14 protein-coding genes are annotated in these 17,005 nt (G+C 68.5%); 6 read left to right on the forward strand and 8 right to left on the reverse strand.

The window, feature by feature from the left end; translation table 11 throughout:
- Nucleotides 1-30: 30 nt before the first annotated feature.
- Entirely contained in the window at nt 31-330 is a 300-nt protein-coding gene (locus AC1U2B_RS24015; RefSeq protein WP_043985609.1) for an MTH1187 family thiamine-binding protein, read from the reverse strand.
- Between the two features lie 224 nt (nt 331-554).
- Between AC1U2B_RS24015 and AC1U2B_RS24020 the strand changes: the two genes are divergently transcribed.
- Nucleotides 555-1,625 (forward strand): L,D-transpeptidase, encoded by a 1,071-nt coding sequence (locus AC1U2B_RS24020; protein WP_480218752.1) that lies wholly within the window; start codon nt 555-557, stop codon nt 1,623-1,625.
- A gap of 62 nt (nt 1,626-1,687) precedes the next feature.
- On the opposite strand, the gene AC1U2B_RS24025 is transcribed toward AC1U2B_RS24020, so the two are convergent.
- The gene (locus tag AC1U2B_RS24025) at nt 1,688-3,661 is read right to left on the reverse strand and encodes a M13 family metallopeptidase (protein WP_480218753.1); all 1,974 of its coding nucleotides are present in this window, start codon (nt 3,659-3,661) and stop codon (nt 1,688-1,690) included.
- 59 nt (nt 3,662-3,720) lie between these two features.
- Between AC1U2B_RS24025 and AC1U2B_RS24030 the strand changes: the two genes are divergently transcribed.
- Both AC1U2B_RS24030 and AC1U2B_RS24035 read left to right on the forward strand, forming a co-directional pair.
- Complete coding sequence (locus AC1U2B_RS24030) at nt 3,721-4,389, forward strand: hypothetical protein (RefSeq protein WP_480218754.1); 669 nt, start codon at nt 3,721-3,723, stop codon at nt 4,387-4,389.
- Nucleotides 4,386-5,075 (forward strand): hypothetical protein, encoded by a 690-nt coding sequence (locus AC1U2B_RS24035; RefSeq protein WP_480218755.1) that lies wholly within the window; start codon nt 4,386-4,388, stop codon nt 5,073-5,075. The genes AC1U2B_RS24030 and AC1U2B_RS24035 overlap by 4 nt, the downstream gene beginning before the upstream one ends.
- An 18-nt stretch (nt 5,076-5,093) precedes the next feature.
- On the opposite strand, the gene AC1U2B_RS24040 is transcribed toward AC1U2B_RS24035, so the two are convergent.
- Nucleotides 5,094-5,633 (reverse strand): helix-turn-helix domain-containing protein, encoded by a 540-nt coding sequence (locus AC1U2B_RS24040; RefSeq protein ID WP_260934454.1) that lies wholly within the window; start codon nt 5,631-5,633, stop codon nt 5,094-5,096.
- Nucleotides 5,630-8,557 (reverse strand): MMPL family transporter, encoded by a 2,928-nt coding sequence (locus AC1U2B_RS24045; protein ID WP_480218847.1) that lies wholly within the window; start codon nt 8,555-8,557, stop codon nt 5,630-5,632. Before AC1U2B_RS24045 ends, AC1U2B_RS24040 begins: the two co-directional genes overlap by 4 nt.
- 412 nt (nt 8,558-8,969) lie before the next feature.
- Here AC1U2B_RS24045 and AC1U2B_RS24050 point away from each other — a divergent pair, with 412 nt between their 5' ends.
- The gene (locus AC1U2B_RS24050; RefSeq protein WP_260934453.1) at nt 8,970-9,500 is read left to right on the forward strand and encodes a hemophore; all 531 of its coding nucleotides are present in this window, start codon (nt 8,970-8,972) and stop codon (nt 9,498-9,500) included.
- A gap of 100 nt (nt 9,501-9,600) precedes the next feature.
- Nucleotides 9,601-9,972: a heme-binding protein gene (locus tag AC1U2B_RS24055; protein ID WP_260934451.1), complete on the forward strand. Its 372-nt coding sequence runs from the start codon at nt 9,601-9,603 to the stop codon at nt 9,970-9,972.
- 52 nt (nt 9,973-10,024) lie between these two features.
- Here the strand turns inward: AC1U2B_RS24055 and AC1U2B_RS24060 are convergent, their stop codons facing one another.
- Genes AC1U2B_RS24060 through AC1U2B_RS24070 form a run of 3 tightly spaced genes read right to left on the reverse strand, consistent with a single transcriptional unit; the run spans nt 10,025 to nt 12,693 of the window.
- The gene (locus tag AC1U2B_RS24060; RefSeq protein ID WP_480218756.1) at nt 10,025-10,396 is read right to left on the reverse strand and encodes a DUF3054 domain-containing protein; all 372 of its coding nucleotides are present in this window, start codon (nt 10,394-10,396) and stop codon (nt 10,025-10,027) included.
- Complete coding sequence (locus AC1U2B_RS24065) at nt 10,386-11,597, reverse strand: M23 family metallopeptidase (RefSeq protein WP_480218757.1); 1,212 nt, start codon at nt 11,595-11,597, stop codon at nt 10,386-10,388. The genes AC1U2B_RS24060 and AC1U2B_RS24065 overlap by 11 nt, the downstream gene beginning before the upstream one ends.
- Entirely contained in the window at nt 11,584-12,693 is a 1,110-nt protein-coding gene (locus AC1U2B_RS24070) for a lysylphosphatidylglycerol synthase transmembrane domain-containing protein (RefSeq protein WP_480218848.1), read from the reverse strand. The genes AC1U2B_RS24065 and AC1U2B_RS24070 overlap by 14 nt, the downstream gene beginning before the upstream one ends.
- 153 nt (nt 12,694-12,846) lie before the next feature.
- On the opposite strand from AC1U2B_RS24070, the gene AC1U2B_RS24075 reads away from it, so the two are divergent.
- Nucleotides 12,847-14,019 carry an AI-2E family transporter gene (locus AC1U2B_RS24075; protein WP_480218758.1) on the forward strand — a complete coding sequence of 391 codons (1,173 nt, stop codon included), beginning with the start codon at nt 12,847-12,849 and terminating at the stop codon, nt 14,017-14,019.
- On the opposite strand, the gene mmpL3 is transcribed toward AC1U2B_RS24075, so the two are convergent.
- On the reverse strand, nt 13,979-16,984 hold the full coding sequence (mmpL3, locus tag AC1U2B_RS24080) for a trehalose monomycolate exporter MmpL3 (RefSeq protein WP_480218759.1): 3,006 nt from the start codon (nt 16,982-16,984) through the stop codon (nt 13,979-13,981). The two genes, AC1U2B_RS24075 and mmpL3, sit on opposite strands and share 41 nt — an antisense overlap.
- Nucleotides 16,985-17,005 lie beyond the last annotated feature (21 nt).

Here is a 17,005-nt window from a genome sequence, read left to right on the forward strand (position 1 = left end):
TGTTAGCGGTCGCGGTGGAGCGAAATCCGGCTACCTGCCGAGTTCACTCTCGATGCGCTGGACCTTCGCGGTGAGCTGGCCGGTGTAGCCCGGGCGGATGTCGGCTTTGAGGACCAGACTGACGCGGGGCGACACCGCAGCCACCGCTTCTACGGCCCGTTTGACCACGGCCATCACCTCGTCCCATTCGCCCTCGATGTTCGTGAACATCGCGTTGGTCTCGTTGGGCAGGCCCGACTCTCGCACCACTCGCACGGCCGCTGCGACGGCCGCACCGACACCCCCGGCTTCGTCGCCACCCATCGGGCTGACGCTGAATGCAACAATCACATGGTCGATTGTGCGCGGATCGTTCGGCGATCGCCCGATTGGTGCGGCCCTAGCGGGTCGCGGGCCTTTGCGGCGCAGGTAACAGATGACGCCGCGCGGCCGATGAACAACCCAGGTCAGGGGGCATTCCCGCCTGACGTACTGCGGCTGCGCCGCAGGTCAGTCCCAGTAGCCGGCCAGATTGCTGTGCGACACTGGGGAAAGTTGTGAACTGGAGGTGGCGGATGCCGCAGTGGAAGAGCAAGCTCCTGACCGCGGTCGTGGCGGCCGGACTGGTCGCCGGGATGACCGTCGTAACTCCGTCGGCGCTGGCCGACCCGGATGCGCCGGACCCAGGCGTGGCAGCCGCGCCGCTCGACCCGGGTCTGCCCACCGAGGCGCCCCTGCCGCCGCCGATCCCGCCGATCGGTGACCCGTTCGCGCCCCTCCCACCCCCGGTCCCGGTTCCGGGCGCCCCGGTCCCCGGCGAACCGCAGCCGATCCCGGCAGGCACCCCGGCCGGCCAGAACCCGACGCCGTTCGTCGGCCAGCCGCCGTTCAACCCGCCGACCTTCAACCCGGTCAACGGGTCCATGGTGGGCGTGGCCAAGCCGATCTACATCAACTTCGCGCGGCCCATCGCCAACAAGCAGATGGCGCAGGACGCCGTGCACATCTCGTCGAACCCGCCGGTGCCGGGCATGTTCTATTGGGTGACCGACACGCAGCTGCGCTGGCGGCCCATCGCCTTCTGGCCGGCGAACACCGTCGTCAACATCGACGCCGCGGGCACCAAGTCCAGCTTCCGCACCGGTGACTCGCTGGTGGCGACGGCGGACAACGCCACGCATCAGATGACCATCAGCCGCAACGGCGTGGTCGAGAAGACCTTCCCGATGTCCATGGGCAAGGCCGGCGACGAGACCAAGAACGGCACCTACTACGTGCTGGAGAAGTTCGCGGACGTGGTGATGGACTCGTCGACCTACGGCGTCCCCGTCGACTCGCCGCAGGGCTACAAGCTGAAGGTGCAGTGGGCGGTCCGCATCGACAACAGCGGTGCGTTCGTGCACAGCGCCCCGTGGTCGGTGGCCGACCAGGGCAAGCGCAACGTCAGCCACGGCTGTATCAACCTGGCGCCCGACAACGCCAAGTGGTTCTACGACCAGTTCGGCAGCGGCGACCCGATCGTCGTGAAGAACTCGGTCGGCTTGTACAACTACTCGGACGGCGCGGGCGACTGGCAGTGGGGCATGCAGACCCCCGCGGCTCCGTCCACGGGCACCGGCTCGGGTTCGGGCTCCGGCACGCGCTGACCCGCCAATAACCGCGAAAACCCCCTATTTCCAAGGAAATAGGGGGTTTTCGCGGTTTGCAGCTAGTTCCAGATCCGCACGCGCTCGGTGGGCTCGAGGTAGAGCTCGTCGGAGGTGCTGACATCGAACGCCTCGTAGAACGAGTCGATGTTCCGGATGACGCCGTTGCACCGGAACTCCGGCGGCGAGTGCGGGTCGACGGCCAAGCGCCGAATGGCTTCGGCGTCACGGGATTTGGTGCGCCACACCTGCGCCCAGCCGAAGTAGACGCGCTGGACACCGGTCAGCCCGTCGATCACCGGGGCTTCCGCACCGCCCAGTGACAGCTCGTAGGCCAGCAGCGCGATGGACAGTCCGCCCAGGTCGCCGATGTTCTCGCCGACGGTGAACGCGCCGTTGACATGATGAGAGGCTTCCAGCGCGCGTGGTGAGAACGCCTCGTACTGCTCGATCAACGCCTTTGTGCGCAAACCGAATTCGGCGCGGTCGGCGTCGGTCCACCAGTCGACGAGGTTGCCGTCGCCGTCGTACTTGGCGCCCTGGTCGTCGAACCCGTGCCCGATCTCATGCCCGATCACCGCGCCGATGCCGCCGTAGTTGGCGGCATCGTCGGCGTCGGCGTCGAAGAACGGCGGCTGCAGAATGGCTGCGGGGAAGACGATCTCGTTCATGCCCGGGTTGTAGTAGGCGTTCACCGTCTGCGGCGTCATGAACCACTCGTCGCGGTCCACCTCGCTGCCCAGCTTGGCCAGCTCCCGGTCGTGCTCCACGGCCTGGCCGCGCAGGTAGTTGCCGTACAGGTCGCCGGCCTCGATCACCAGCGCCGAGTAGTCGCGCCAGCGCGCGGGGTAGCCGATCTTCGGGGTGAACTTGTCCAGCTTGGCCAGCGCGCGCTGCCGGGTTTCCGGCGTCATCCACTCCAGGTTGGTGATGCTGACCCGGTAGGCCTCGCGCAGGTTGGCCACCAGTTCATCCATGCGGGCCTTGTGTGCGGGCGGGAAATGCCGGTCCACGTACAGCTTTCCGACGGCGTCGCCCATCAGACCCTCGACCAGGCCGACGCCGCGCTTCCAGCGGTCCCGGATTTCCTCGGTGCCGGACAGGAGACGGCCGTAGAACGCGAAGTTCTCGGCGATCAGGTCGTCGGTCAGGATCGGGGCGCGGCCGCTGATCAGGCGCCAGCTCAGCCAGGCCTGCCAGTCCTCGAGCGGCTCGGCGGCCCACAACGCCGCGAACGCCACCAGGAAGTCCGGTTGCCGTACAACGACTTCCGCGACCACGTCGGTCGACGTACCCACCGCCGACAGCCAACCGGCCCAGTCGAAGCCGGGTGCCTCGTCGGCCAGATCGCTGAACCGCCGCAGGTTGTAGCTCAGGTCCGCGTCGCGGCGCTTCACCACATCCCAGTGCGCCGCGGCAAGTTTGGTCTCCAGCGCCACGATCCGGGCGGCCGTCTCGGACTGGTCGCCCCCGAACACCAGGCTCAGCATGCGCGCGATGTGCTCCGGGTAGGCGGCCAGCACCGCGGCGTGCGCCGGCTCGTGGTAGTACGACTCGTCGGGCAGGCCGAGGCCGGACTGCGTGAAGTGCAGCAGGTACCGGGTCGAGTCCTTGGAGTCGGTGTCGACGTACGCGCCGGCGCCACCACCGACGCCGGTGCGCTGCAGCCCGCCCAGCACGGCGGCCAAGGCGGCGGCGTCTGCGGCGTCCGAGACCAGAGCCAACTCAGCCAGCAACGGCGCCAGGCCGACGGCGTCGACCCGCGCGGTGTCCATGAAGCTCGCGTACAGGTCGCCGATGCGTTGAGCATCGGAGCCAACCGGGCCCGAGGCTGTCGTGATGAGATCGCGCACCTGTTCCTCGGCGCGGTCGGCCAGCAGCCGGAAGGCACCGTCGGTGGCCCGGTCGGCCGGGATGTCGTAGTCGGTGAGCCAGCGGCCGTTGACGTGACCGAACAGGTCGTCCTGCGGACGGGCCCCGGCGTCGAGGTAGCTCAGGTCGATACCGGATCGGGGAGAGGTAGCTTCGAGAGTCACCTCGCCATCCTGCCATCGCCGCTGCAGTGCCGGCGGGCGCTGCGGGTAGCCTCACGCGCATGCCCGACGAGCGCAGCGAAGACTCCGCCGAAACAGACGCAGCGGAAGACGCCGCGCCGGCCCGCGCGGCCACGGATGCCAAGCCCGCCGCCAAGGCCACGCCGCCGAGCGATCAGGCTGATCGAATCTTCAGCCCCTACGGCATCGCCTCGGCGGTGCTTGGCGTCATCGCGGTGGTGGCGGTAGCGGTCGCGACCTGGGTCTACCTGGGCCACCGCGCCGACGATGCGGAGCGCGCGCACGAGGCGCAGGCGATGAAGGCCGCCGCCGAGTGGGCCAGCCTGCTGATCAACATGACCAAGGACAACGTCGCCGTCAACGTGCCGAAGCTGCACGAGGGCACGGTCGGCCAGCTCAACGCCGACTTCGACGCGACGGTCGCGCCGTTCACCCAGCTGGTGCAGAAGCTGCAGAGCCAGACCGCCGGACAGATCGAGTCCGTCGCGCTGGAGACGCTGCATCACGTGCCGCAGGGGGAGCAGGGCAAACCGCCGGTCCAGCCGGAGCTGGCGGCCATCTCGTCGGACACCACGACGGTGATGGTGATCGCGACGTCCGTGAGCCAGAACGCCGGTGCCAAGCCGCAGACCGTGCGCTGGCGGCTGCGCCTCGGGGTGTCCGACGTCGGCGGCAAGATGCTGATCTCGCGATTGGAGTCGCTGCGATGAGGAACGCGTGGCGGGTACTGGTCTTTGACGTCCTGGCGCCGCTCGCGGTGCTGGCGAGCCTCGTCTACATCGGGCTGGCCCTGGAGCGGCCGCTGTGGTGGGTCGTGGTGGGCACGATCGTCGGGCTGCTGGTGCTGCAGGCGTCGGTGGTCAACTTCGTGCTCTTCCGCCGGGACGGCGTGACGATGGGCACCGATGACGACGCGCCCAAGCTGCGGCTCGCGGCCGTCGGGCTGACGGCGGTCGCCGTGGCCGCGGCCGCCATCGTGGGCTACACCAAGTGGACGGTGCCGGACCGCGCCACCAGCAACGACATGTCCACGGTTGTCGGTATCGCCAGCAGCGTCGCGGAGGCGTCGGCGACCTTCACCCCCGGCGCACCGAACGTCTCGATCGACCGCGCCACGTCGCTGATGGCGCCGCAACGCGCGGAGGCCTACCGCAACGAGTTCAATGCGGTCGCCAAGGATCTCACCAGTCGCGGGGTGGCCGGCCAGGCCAGCACCATCTCGGCCGGTATCGAGACCATCGGCCCGAATTTCGCGAGTGTCGCGGTGGTCATGCGGGCCACTCAGAACAGCCCCAACAAGCCTGCGCAGGCGACGGTCCTGGGCCTGCGGGTCACGCTGACCAAGCAGGACGGACACTGGCTGGTCATGGATGTGACCCCGATCGCGTCACGTTAGACGCGGTGGGACGCCCGCTCAGGAACGGGCGGAACGCATCCGGGCGAACCGGTCCGAGAGCCGGCGCATCCGCACCAGCAGCGCGGCCGACGGGCTGGTGGTACCGGCCACGTAGGCCGAAAGTTCTTGTGCGCCAACACCGATGCGGGACGCGAACTCGGTCTCGCTGAGGCCGGAGCGTTCCATCAGCAGCCGGATCTGGCGGGCCACCTCGGCGCATTCGTTGGCCTCGAGCTGGGTGCGGGTGCGGTCCAGCACCTCGGACAACGCCTTGGAGATGCCGTAGGGGTTGGTCGTCGCCAGGATCTCTTCGACCTGACGGGCCGTGCGGCCGAACGGGTCACGCTTGATGGCCACGACGATGCGCTGCCACACCGCCAGGTCGTCGTTCTCCAACGCGGCGCGGATGGCCGACGTCGACCAGAACTCGACGGGCTTCTCGCCGGGGGCCTGCGCCGGGAACGCGACGGTCGGTGCCCCGTTGGTGCCGGCTGCGGTAGAGGCACCGGGATCGTCGGCACCAGAAGGGGTGTCCCTCACTTCGGATGTCAACGTCACCTCGCCTCCTCCAACATGGCCACTGCCACCGCCAGACAACGCTGTTTGACGTCGGGCCAATCTGCCGTTTCCTGGTCGTCGAACGGGTGCGGGTCGGCCAACCTGCGGACCAACTGGGTGGCCACCCACTGGTTCTTCGACCGTTCTCCACAGTAATACCCGTCAATTCCGGCGAGAACCGCGGCCGCAGTCCGGATGTCCATGCATGACACCAGGTCGACGAAGTCGGCGTAGTCCTGGACGCTGTTGCGGGACATGATCAGGTAGCCCTTGAGCCGCAGCGTTTCGGCGCCCGTCGGGATCTCCAGCCGGTCGCCGGTGGGCAGCAGTACCGTCGTGGTCTCCACCGGGCTGCGGCGCTCGATGGCGGGGCCGTCGCTCTCGCTGAGCGACAGGGCGTCGAGCGCGACCGACAGCCGTCCGCCCCACATGGTGACCGGGTGCACGTCGGGGTTGTCCGACGCGGACCGGGACTGACCGTGCGAGCGGCGTCGCAGCAGTGCCAACCCGGTGCGCGACCCGTCCTTGCGGGCGGGTGCCGCCGCGATGCGGCGCGGCACGGCCCGCGGCACGTACTGCGGCTCGCCGGGCTCGCCGCCGCTGCACCCGCTGAACGCCAGCGGGTCGGAGACCGTAACCGTCTGTGCGGCAAGGTTTTGCAGCTTCGCCGCGGACTTGACGACGCTGCGCAGTTCGGAGCCGGAGGGGCCGAGGGCAGAGATGTCGTCGGGGATGATGACCAGGCTGCCGGTGTCGGTGGTGGGCAGCGGCTTCTCGAAATCCACCGACGGCAGCAGGCGGTCCAGCCACGCGGGCAGCCACCAGTTCCACTGGTCGAACATCGCCATCAGCGCGGGCACCAGGACCAGCCGCACGACCGTCGCGTCGACCGCGATGGCGACGGCGCACGCCACGCCCATCTGCGCCACCAGCGGCATGCCGGCGAATGCGAAACCGATGAAGACGGCGATCATGATCAGCGCGGCGCTGGTGATGGTCCGGGCGCTGGTGCTGACGCCGTACGCGACGGCGTCGCGGGTGTTGCCGGTCTGCAGGAAGCGTTCCCGGATGCGGGTCAGCAGGAAGATCTCGTAGTCCATGGACAGACCGAAGGTCATCGCCAGCACCAGCGGCGGAATGGTGGTGTCCAGCGATTCCAGGGGCTTGAACCCGAGCGCGCTGAACCAGCCCCACTCGAAGACGATCACCAGGCTGCCGTAGGCCGCGGCCACCGACAGCACCGTCATCAGGACGCCCTTGAGCGCCAGCACGACCGAGCGGATCGAGATCAGCAGCATCACGAACGCGATCAGCGACACGAAGACGAACACCAGAACCTCGGTGTTCGCGACGCGGTGGTCGAAGTCCATGATCAGCGCCGTCGGTCCGCCGACCGCGATCGCGACATTCGGGCCCGCGACGCCCGGCAGATGCTGCCGCAGCCACGTGATCGAGTCGCGGGCGACCAGATCCTCGGGATCGACCGCGAGCACGACCGAGAACAGGGCGCTGCGGTTGTCGTTGCTGAACACCGGCGGTGCCACCTGCGACACGTCGGGCGCCTGCGTCATGGTCTGGTGCAGCGCGTCGAGGGTCGCGGTGTTCTGCGGGTCGGAGGCCGTCGCGTCGGGGAACGTCGCCAGGACCCGGATCGGGCCGAGGGCACCCGGGCCCAGCGCTTCGGCCGCCGCGGCCACGCCGCCCCGGATTTCGTGGGTCGGCTGGAACTGCCGCAGCATGCTGTTGCCCAGCTGCATCCCGAACGACGGTGCCGCCAGAGCGATCAGGAAGACGGCGGCCAGCAGCGCCGACAGCCATGGACGCCGCATGGTGCGTTCGGTCCACTGGGTCCAGAACCGTGACTGCGTGACGTCCGGGCGGCGCGTGACGTGCAGCCACGACGAGCGTTTGGCGACCCGCTTGCCGAACGTGGCCAGCACCGCCGGGATCAGGGTGGTCGAGGTCAGCACCGCGACGGCGACGGCCAGGATGGCGCCGGTGGCCATCGACGACAGCACCGGCGTGCCGATCAGGTAGATGCCGGTGATCGAGGCGATCACCGTCAGCCCCGACAGCAGTACCGCGAGCCCGGACGTCGCCATCGACGCGTCGACGGCCTGTTCCGGGTCCCGGCCGGCACGGAGCTCCTCGCGGAAGCGCATGAGGATGAACAGCGAATAGTCGACGGCCAGCGCGATGCCGAACATCGACAGCGTCGTTGTCACGAAGACGCTCATGGTGACCCAGATGGACAGGAGGTAGACCACGCCCATCGTCACGATCACCGTGCAGGCGCCGAGCAGCATCGGCATGGCCGCGGCGGCGAGTGACCCGAACACCGCGAGCAGCACGATCAGCACGATCGGCAGGTTCCACTTCTCGGCCTCGGCGACGTCGTGCTTGGTGGTCTCACTGGCGGCCGCGCCGAGCGCACCCTGCCCGATGACGTACAGCCGGACCTTGCCGTCGGCGGTCTTACCGGGCTTGCCACCCTCGACGCCGACGGCCTTACGCAGCTTCTTGGCGATGTCGACGGCGCCGCTGTTGTTGAAGTCGAGCCGCAACGTCACGACGTAGGGTTTGCCGGCCTGCGGCTCGGCCTGTGTGGGGTCGGGCACGACCTTGACGTTGGAGAAGCCCGCGGCGATGCGTTTCAGCTCGTCGACGGCGGCGGTCATGTCTTCTTGCGACGCGTTGGCGTTCGGGGCCGCGACCAAGGCCAGCGGCGAGGCGCCCTCGTCGGGGAAGTGGTCCTCGAGCTCGTACTGGACGTGCAGGGACTGGGAGCCGGCGACTTCGAACCCGCCACCGCTGAGATTGCTGGACTGGGTCGCCGCGAGATACAGAGACGGCACCATGAGCAGCAGCCAGGTGGCGAAAACCGCCCAGCGCCAACGCCGAAGCAGACCGCTCAGCCGCATCATCAACTGCTGGATGGCGAACCTTCTTCCTGCGGTCGTCCCGGTTGCCACCGGAGTGTTTTTGATCGGCGTTGCGTGCGGCCGACCCTACCCCAGTATGGGGTAGGGTGACCGGCTCGCGAGCGCCGTTGAGGCGCCTGGCGGGAACCTTGATCCAACTGCAACCGGGCAATTTCGGGACCCGCCAGCAACCCTGGGTGTGACGGTTGGGGCGTCGCTCGGGCCGCAGCCAACCGGCCGGTGACCTGGATGTTTGCTGTGTGGATTGGGCAGTGACCCGGCGCCGATGGCAAGATGGCGGGAGCCCAATCCCGGATGCGGTCCGGCACGTCTTCAGGTGCCACCCCGGGAAAGCAGTGTTTGCCGAGTGTTTACACGGCCGTAGTTGGCCGGTAAACCCGTGAGGAGATTTGCCATGAAGACGACCAGTGTGACCGTTCGCCGTGGACTTGCCGGGGTGTTCGCTGTAACTGCGCTCGGCGGTGTCGTGGTGACGTCGTTCGGTGCCCCGTCGGCCGGTGCGGGCCAGGATCCGTGCGCGGCCAGCCAGGTCGCCAAGACCATCGGCATGGTGGCCACCTCGACCGGCACCTACCTGGATGCACACCCGGTCGCCAACCAGACCTTGACCACCATCTCGCAGCAGCAACCCGGCCCGCAGTCGTTGGCAGCGCTGAAGACCTACTTCGACGCCAACCCGCAGGAGGGTGCCGCGCTGCAGAACCTCCAGGCGCCGCTGGTGACGCTGTCCTCGCAGTGCAAGCTGCCGTTGACCTTGCCGCAGATGATGGGGCTGATGCAGTCGGCGCAGCAGAGCAGCGGCCTGCCGGCCACGCTGCCCGCGATGCCGAGCGTGCCCGGCGCCGTGCCGTTCACGCCCACCCTGCCCGGCGTGACGGTGCCGCCGGCCCAGGCGGTCTCGGCGGCGCAACCCGCCGCACGCTAGGCACAACAGGCGGTCAGCCAGCTCTTCTGCTTATCTTTGTGGGGCCGGTAGCCCCGTCGGGGTTCCGCTACCGGAGCTCTCGACGAAGGGGTTTGACCACATGATGCTCACCGCTCTGGCCAAGCGACGCGCTGTTGCCGGCTTCATCGGCGCCGGCGCGATCGCCGGCAGCGTGCTGTTCGGTGCCGCCCCGTCGGCCCTCGCCGACGATCTGCCGCCGAACTGCACCTCTGCGGACATAGCCGGCGTCAAGTCAGGCGTTGAGGCGTCGACCTCCGCCTACCTGTTCACCCACCCGGATGTGAACGACTTCTTCACCAGCCTGCGGGGCCTGTCGAAGGATCAGTCGCACGCCAAGGTCAAGCAGTACCTGGCCGCGAACCCGCAGACGAAGGCTGAGCTGCAGGGCATCCGGCAGCCGCTCAAGGACATCCGCGACCGCTGCGGTCTCCCCGGCCCTGCCGCCCGCTAACTAGGGATTTGTGCACGAAAATCCGCGGCCAGCGCGKATTTTCGTGCACAAATCACTTGCGGAATCGAGCCACGGCGCGCCAGCCGAGCAGCAGGATGGCCGTGACCGTCGAGGCGACGATCACAAAGCTGACCGCGACGCCCTGACCTGAGGCCTTGCGCAGCAGCATGCCGATCGCGACGGTGCTGACCCAGACCGCCAACCCGGTCGGGTTCAGCGCCGTCGGGCGGCGCCAGCCTCGCGACAGCGCCCAACCCGCCACGGTCCCGGTCAGGAACGGCCAGCTCGTCTGCGCCACCCCGGCCAGCGTGATGCCCTCGGCGTGACTGCGCCGGCCGATGGTGCAGAAGATCACCACGCACACCACGTCGGCGAGGAAAGCCATTGCGGCGCTGCGGTTTCCGGTGGCCTGCTCAGTTGTCATAGGTCATCACGTCCAGATTCAGTGGGCTGACATTGTTTTCGGTGCGGGCGGTGAAGCCGGGGCCCAGCCGGGCGGGGCCGCCGACTTCGAGGGCGTCGGCGGCCGCCATGTCGGCCAGTCGGCCGGTGAGTTTGAACGACCGGAAGACGAACGGTAGGCCGTCGGCGCGCAACGGATCGGGTGCGCTCATCACGTGGAAATGCAGGTGCGGCGCAGTGGAATTGCCGGTGTTGCCGACGTTTCCGAGGACTTGCGCGGTACCCAGGCGATCACCTGGCTTGACCTTGACGCTGCCGGTCTTCAGGTGCGCGTAGAACGCGAAGTTCCCATTCCCGAGGTCCTGGACGACGTGGTTGCCGCCGTACTGCGCCAGTGTGAGTCCGGTCGGGTCCACGCCGGGCACCTGTTCGGGCAGGCCGTCGAGCACGGCCACCACCGGGCCGTCGGCCACCGCGTGCACCTCGGAGCCGAAGTAGAGGTAGCTGTCCGTCTTCGCGCGGTCCCCGCTGAACAGTTGGCCGTCGGCCTGCAGCTGCACATAATCGATGGCGAATCGCTCTGCGGCCCAGAGCTTTCCGTCGATCGGGTTGAGGGCCATCCGGTGCGGCGTCATGTCGCAGCAGCTGTTGGCGTCGAGCCAGCCGGAGCCGCGCAGCGGCGGTTCGAGTTCGACGGGTTTGTGGTCGGACACCGTCACGGGCGCGACGTTCTCGGTCACCACCGGCGGCACGAGCGGCGGCATCGGCTTGGGCACCTTGACCACTACGCGGTGTGAAAGCTGTTGGGGTACCGCGCTTCCCGCGGTCAGGCTGACGTCCAGCCACACTATCGACCGCTGGCCGGGGCCCAGCTCGTTGGTGCTGACCCGGGTGCCCATGGTCCGGGTCCAGTAGCCGAGGCCGGCGCCGGACAGTTGCAGCAGGGGACCGGCCGGCCCCATGACGGCGACGGAGTCCACCGTCACGGGCTCGGGCGAGGTGTTGGTCAGCAGCAGTTCGTACGCCAGGTGCACGCGGCCGTCGGTGGCCGGAACGGGGACCGGTGCAGCCACGACGTCGGCCAGCACCGGCGTGACGATCGGCTCGGCCGAACTGGTGGAACTGCTTGGGGGAGTGGATGATTGAGCTGATTTCGGGACCGGTGCGCAGGAGGTCAGCGCGGCGACGAGCAGGAGCGCCGCCGCCCGGCTACCCGGTGTCATGCGGTGCCCCGGGCGCGTCGGGCGCTGGACCCGGTGCGGTGTCAGAGGAGCCGGGAGCATCTGGATCGAAGTCCTTCTCGGTGCGGAACAGGAAGAAGAACACCACCCAGCCGATCGCCGAGATGAAAATCCAGCTGACCAGTCGATAGATCAGCATCGTCGAGATGGCCGCCGCGAGCGTCATGCCGCTGGACACCAGGCCGGGCACCAGCACCGCCTCGACCACCAGCAGCCCACCGGGCATCAGGGGAATCGCCCCCACCGCGCGGGCCGCGGCGTACGCGACCGTCAGGCCGGCCAGCGACGGATGCCCGCCGGTGGCATAGGCCGCGCACGCCAGGCACGCGACGTCGGCGACCCAGTTGAACAGCGACCAACTGAACGCCACGGTCAAGGTCCGGCGGCTCAGGCTCACCGACTCCAGCTGGTTCAGGGTGCGGCGCCAGCCGTCCAGCCCGGTATCGGCGGGCTTGCCGCGCAACGAGTTGAACCACGACAGCAGCCGCACCCCGATGCCGTCGATCTGCTGCGGGTTGGCGGCGACGGTCTGGGCCAGCAGCAGCAGTGCCACGAAGCCGCCGACCGTGAAGATCAGCGACAGGGGGTTCTTGCTCGCGCCGAGCAGGACCGCGCCACCCAACCCCAGCAGGGCCAGGCCGACCACCTGCAGGGCCCCGGACATCACCAGCTGCCACGACGCCACCAACGGCGAGGCGCCCCACAGCCGCTGCTGGCGGTACACGAAGGTGGCCGAGAGCACCGGACCGCCGGGCAATGTCGTGGACAGCGCGTTGCCCGCGTAGAACGCGGCCTCGGACCGCCACTGCTTGACCTCGACGCCGGCCGAGCGGAGCAGGGTGCGCTGAATCTGCGCGAAGCTGTGCATGGAGGCCAGGGCCGCGACGGCCGCCGCGGCGACCCACCACCACTTCGCCGACAGCAGACTGCGCCACGCCTTGGCCAGTTGCTCCCACACCAGCACAACCTCGATGGTCAGCACGGCGACGGCGACGCCGATGAGAACCCAGCGCAGCCACCAGTACTTGCCGCGCGTCCGACCCGACTGCGGACGGGTGTCACCGCGACGGCACGCCATCCAGGAGCCGCGACGGCGAGCCGTCAGCGGACCTCCTGAAGCCTCGTGCGACACGCACACAGCGTATCCGGCGTGTCGTGGGCGGCTCGCCGTGTGCGGTAAGCATTGTGCAACAACGTCGCGGTGTCATCCCGCGGCGCTACGCTGGCGCCCATGTCACAAGCCGACGCAGCGGTCGATCCAGTGGTACGTAAGGCCGCAGCCTGGTCATGGCGGCTGTTGGCGATCTTCGGTGCGGTGCTCGCCGTGCTGTGGGTGGTCATCAAGCTCGAGGTCATCGTGGTGCCGGTGCTGCTGGCGACCCTGGCGGCGGCGTTCCTGTTGCCGGCCGTGGACCTGCTGACGCGGCGCGGACTGCCGCGCGGTGCGGCCGTCGCGGTGATGCTGCTGAGCTCCGTCGTGGTGATGGGCGGCATCCTGACGTTCGTCGTCTTCCAGTTCATCGACGGCGCCCCGGCGCTGGTCGAGCAGGTGGCCAAGAGCATCGACGGCGCCCGCAAATGGTTGACCGAAGGCCCGATCCTGCATCTGAGCAGCGATCAGATCAACAGCGTCGGGCAGACCGCCATCGACGCCCTGAAGAACAATCAGGCCAAGCTAACCAGCGGGGTCTTCTCCACCGCCGGTGCGCTCACCGAGATCATCACCGGGATGCTGCTGGTCCTGTTCACCCTGATCTTCCTGCTGCACGGCGGACGCGACATCTACGCCTTTGTCACCAGGATCTTCCCGGCCACGGTCCGGGACCGGGTGCGGGATGCCGGCCGGGCCGGGTTCGGCTCGCTGATCGGGTATGTCCGCGCGACGTTCGTGGTCGCTCTGGTCGATGCCGTCGGCATCGGCACCGGGTTGGCGATCATGGGGGTGCCCTTGGCCCTGCCGCTGGCATCCCTGGTGTTCCTGGGCGCGTTTGTCCCGCTGGTCGGCGCCGTGCTGACCGGTTTCGTGGCAGTGGTGGTGGCGCTGATCGCCAAGGGCTGGATCTACGCGTTGATCGCGCTCGGCCTGATCATCGCGGTGCAGCAGCTGGAGGCCCATGTGCTGCAGCCCATCGTGATGGGCCGCGCGGTGTCCGTGCACCCGCTCGCCGTCGTGCTGGCGATCGCCGGTGGCGGGGTCACCGCCGGCATCATCGGCGCACTGATCGCCGTGCCCATCGTCGCGTTCCTCAACAGCGCCATCCGGGTGCTGATCGCCAGCGATCCTGAGGCCACCGAGGCCGAGCTACTCGCCGAGGCCGGCGCGGTAGCCGCCGCGACGGTCTCGCAGGGGCCGACGCCGCCTGCTACAGACGGCCCTCGCGGCGCAGCAGATCCGCAGCGCTGACCCCGCCGCCGGTACCGCGACGCTGGGTCTCCCCGGTGTCGATCTTCTCGGTGGAATCCGGGGCATCGGCCGGCTGGGCGCGGAACGCCGTGGTCGGCTCGTTGCCCTGATCGGCAGGTGCGTCTGACGGAGTCTGGATCTGCGGCCCCGAGGCGCTGAGGTTGCCCCGCAGCTGGCCGAGCCACGACTCGATCTCCCGGTTGCCGCTGGCGCCCTGGCCCGGCTCTGCCGGCCGGACACCGCCCGGCGCGCGGAACGCCGTGGTGGCGGGATCGGAGGGCTGACCGAAGGCGGTGGTCGCCGGGTCGCCGATCGCCGCGGTCGGCGGCGTCGGGTCGTTCTGCGGGGTGACCGCGCGGGTCACGTTCGACACCACATTGCGGAAAGCGCCCTTGGCGGCGCTGAATCGCGTGGTCGCGGGCTCAGCGGGCTCAGTGGACTGAGCAAGCGAAGCCGGCGGGGCCGACGGCGGCACAGGCGGGGCCTGCGGGACCGGTGGCAGCGGGGGAGCGCTCGGCATCCGGTTGGTCGGTGCCTGACTCGGCGGCTGCGGCTGACCCGGGTTGATCCGGGTCGGGACGGCACGCTGGCCGGCAGCCGGATGCGTCGGATCGTGCGGCGCGCGGACCGGGGCCCCGGAGCCGACCAGGGCACGCGGGTCTTCGGGTTCGCGGACCGCGGGACGCTTGCGCTCGTCGGGCAACTCGGTCTCGCCGAGACCCAGCTTCTGCTGGACACGCTTCATCCACAGCGGCGCCCACCAGCAATCGTCGCCGAGCAGCTTCATGACGGCCGGCACCAGGAACATCCGGATCACGGTGGCGTCGAGCAGCAGCGCCATCAGCAGGCCGAACGCCAGGTACTTCATCATCACCAGGTCGGAGAACGCGAACGCGCCGACGACGACGGCCAGCACCAGCGCGGCGCCGGTGATCAGGCGACCCGTCGTCGCGGTACCGATCCGGATGGCCTCGGCGGTGGACATCCCGCGTTCGCGGGCCTCCACCATGCGGGACACCAGGAACACCTCGTAGTCGGTCGACAGACCCCAGATCACCGCGATGATCAGGCCGATCATTGGTGCCATCAGCGGCTGTGCGGTGTAGTTCATCAGCCCGGAACCGTGCCCGTTCTCGACGAACATCCAGGTCAGGATGCCCATTGTCGAGCCAAGGGTCAGGGCGCTCATCAGGGCGGCCTTGATGGGTAGCACCAGCGAGCCGAACGCCAGGAACATCAGCACGGTGGTGGTGACCACCAGGATCAACACCATCAACGGCAGCTTGTCGAACAGCGTGCTGATGCTGTCCTGCTCCAGCGCCGGCGTGCCGCCGACCATCACGTGGACGCCGTGCGGTTCCTGCAGGGTGCGCAGTTCGTGGATCTTCTCGGCGGCGTCGCCGCTGTTGATGAGGCCGTTGGACAGCACCCGGACGGACGGGTCCTTGGTGCCGCCTTCCTGGTACGTCCGTTCAGCCCACATCTTCGACTTGTCGTTGCCGTCCGGGGTCACGAACCCGCCGATGGTGCCGGCGTTGGCCCGCACCTGGGCGATCTGCTGGTCGGTGACGGGCTGCCCGTTGTCGCTCTTGATGACCAGGGTCAGGGCGTTGGTGCGGAAGCCGGGGAAGATCTGGTCGAACTCCTCCTGCGCGGTCCGGACCGAGTTGTCCGGCGGCAGGTACTTCTCGCTCATACCGGCGAGGGCCAGCTGTCCCAGCGGGATCACCAGCAGGATCATCCCGATGGTGATCGGCACGGCGAACGCCAACGGTCGTTTCATCACGACGTTGACCAACTTGCCCCAGAAGCCCTTCTCGACTTCTTCACGGGTCTTGGTCTTCTGCGTCTTCTCGGCGAACCAGTCGATGATCTTGCGCGAGAACGGCCAGTTCGCGAGGAACGGCACCTTCAACAGGGTGCGCACACCCAGCGCGTCGACGTTGGTGCCGAGGATGCCGAGGACGGCGGGCAGCACGGTGTTCGACAGGAAGGCGGCCAGCAGCACCGACGCGATGATCGCGTAGGTGATGGACCGCAGGAAGCCCAGCGGGATGAGCAGCAGCGGCAGCGACGACGCGACGATGATCACCGCGGAGAACGCGACGGTCCGGCCGGACGTCATGACGGAACGTCTGACCGCCGCTTCGACGTCATATCCCTCGGCCAGTTCTTCTCGGAACCGGCTCACTATGAACAGGCCGTAGTCGATGGCGATACCGAAGCCCATCATCGTCACGACGGGTTGGGCGAAGAAGTGCACCGGCCCGAACTCGGCGGTGAACCGCAGGATGCCGAGCGCGCCGCCGATGGTCAGACCACCGATGATCGCGGGCAGCGCAGCGGCGATCGCACCGCCGAAGACGAAGAACAGCACGACCGCGACCAGGGGCACGATCGCGAGCTCGGCGCGCTTCTGGTCGGTGCCGATGGTGCCGGTCAGCTCGCTCGCGAGCGGCTCCAGGCCGGCCAGCTTGATGTTGCCGCCGTTGACTTTGTACAGGTCAGGGGCGACGGCCTGGTAGTTCTTCAGGATCGCGTCGTCGTTGTCGCCCTTGATCGGGACGGTGATGAAGGTGTGCCGCAGGTCCTGCGTCGTCATCTTCTTCAGGCCGTCGCCGGGGGCCTTCAGCCACCCGACCCAGGCCACGACCTTGTCCTTGTGGTCGGTGACGAAGGTGTCCAGCTCGGCGCTGACCTTCTTCTGCCACGCCGGGTCGGTGATCTTCTTGTCGTCGGGCGGCGTCAGGATTGCCACCACGAGGCTCGTCCGGTCGCGGCCGTAGACCTCGTCACCGAGGACCGACGCGGCGACGGACTCGCTGCCTTCGTTGTAGAAGCCACTCTGTGTGACATGCTCGCCGAGGCTGGACCCGTATACGGCGCCACCCAGGCACAGTGCGACCATGACACCGATCACTATGTATCGGAATCGGTACACCGTTCGACCCCACCAGGCGAACACGTCAGCTCCTCACGATTATCT

This window comes from Mycolicibacterium sp. P4_G11 (genome assembly GCF_056555145.1).

Excerpts from the sequence above, each read along its gene's own strand:
- AC1U2B_RS24030 (WP_480218754.1), top strand. The coding sequence starts at position 3,721 with ATGCCCGACGAGCGCAGCGAAGACTCCGCCGAAACAGACGCAGCGGAA.
- AC1U2B_RS24075 (WP_480218758.1), top strand. The coding sequence starts at position 12,847 with ATGTCACAAGCCGACGCAGCGGTCGATCCAGTGGTACGTAAGGCCGCA.
- AC1U2B_RS24055 (WP_260934451.1), top strand. The coding sequence starts at position 9,601 with ATGATGCTCACCGCTCTGGCCAAGCGACGCGCTGTTGCCGGCTTCATC.
- AC1U2B_RS24070 (WP_480218848.1), bottom strand. The coding sequence starts at position 12,693 with ATGGCGTGCCGTCGCGGTGACACCCGTCCGCAGTCGGGTCGGACGCGC.
- AC1U2B_RS24020 (WP_480218752.1), top strand. The coding sequence starts at position 555 with ATGCCGCAGTGGAAGAGCAAGCTCCTGACCGCGGTCGTGGCGGCCGGA.
- AC1U2B_RS24065 (WP_480218757.1), bottom strand. The coding sequence starts at position 11,597 with ATGACACCGGGTAGCCGGGCGGCGGCGCTCCTGCTCGTCGCCGCGCTG.
- AC1U2B_RS24060 (WP_480218756.1), bottom strand. The coding sequence starts at position 10,396 with ATGACAACTGAGCAGGCCACCGGAAACCGCAGCGCCGCAATGGCTTTC.
- AC1U2B_RS24035 (WP_480218755.1), top strand. The coding sequence starts at position 4,386 with ATGAGGAACGCGTGGCGGGTACTGGTCTTTGACGTCCTGGCGCCGCTC.
- AC1U2B_RS24050 (WP_260934453.1), top strand. The coding sequence starts at position 8,970 with ATGAAGACGACCAGTGTGACCGTTCGCCGTGGACTTGCCGGGGTGTTC.
- AC1U2B_RS24045 (WP_480218847.1), bottom strand. The coding sequence starts at position 8,557 with ATGATGCGGCTGAGCGGTCTGCTTCGGCGTTGGCGCTGGGCGGTTTTC.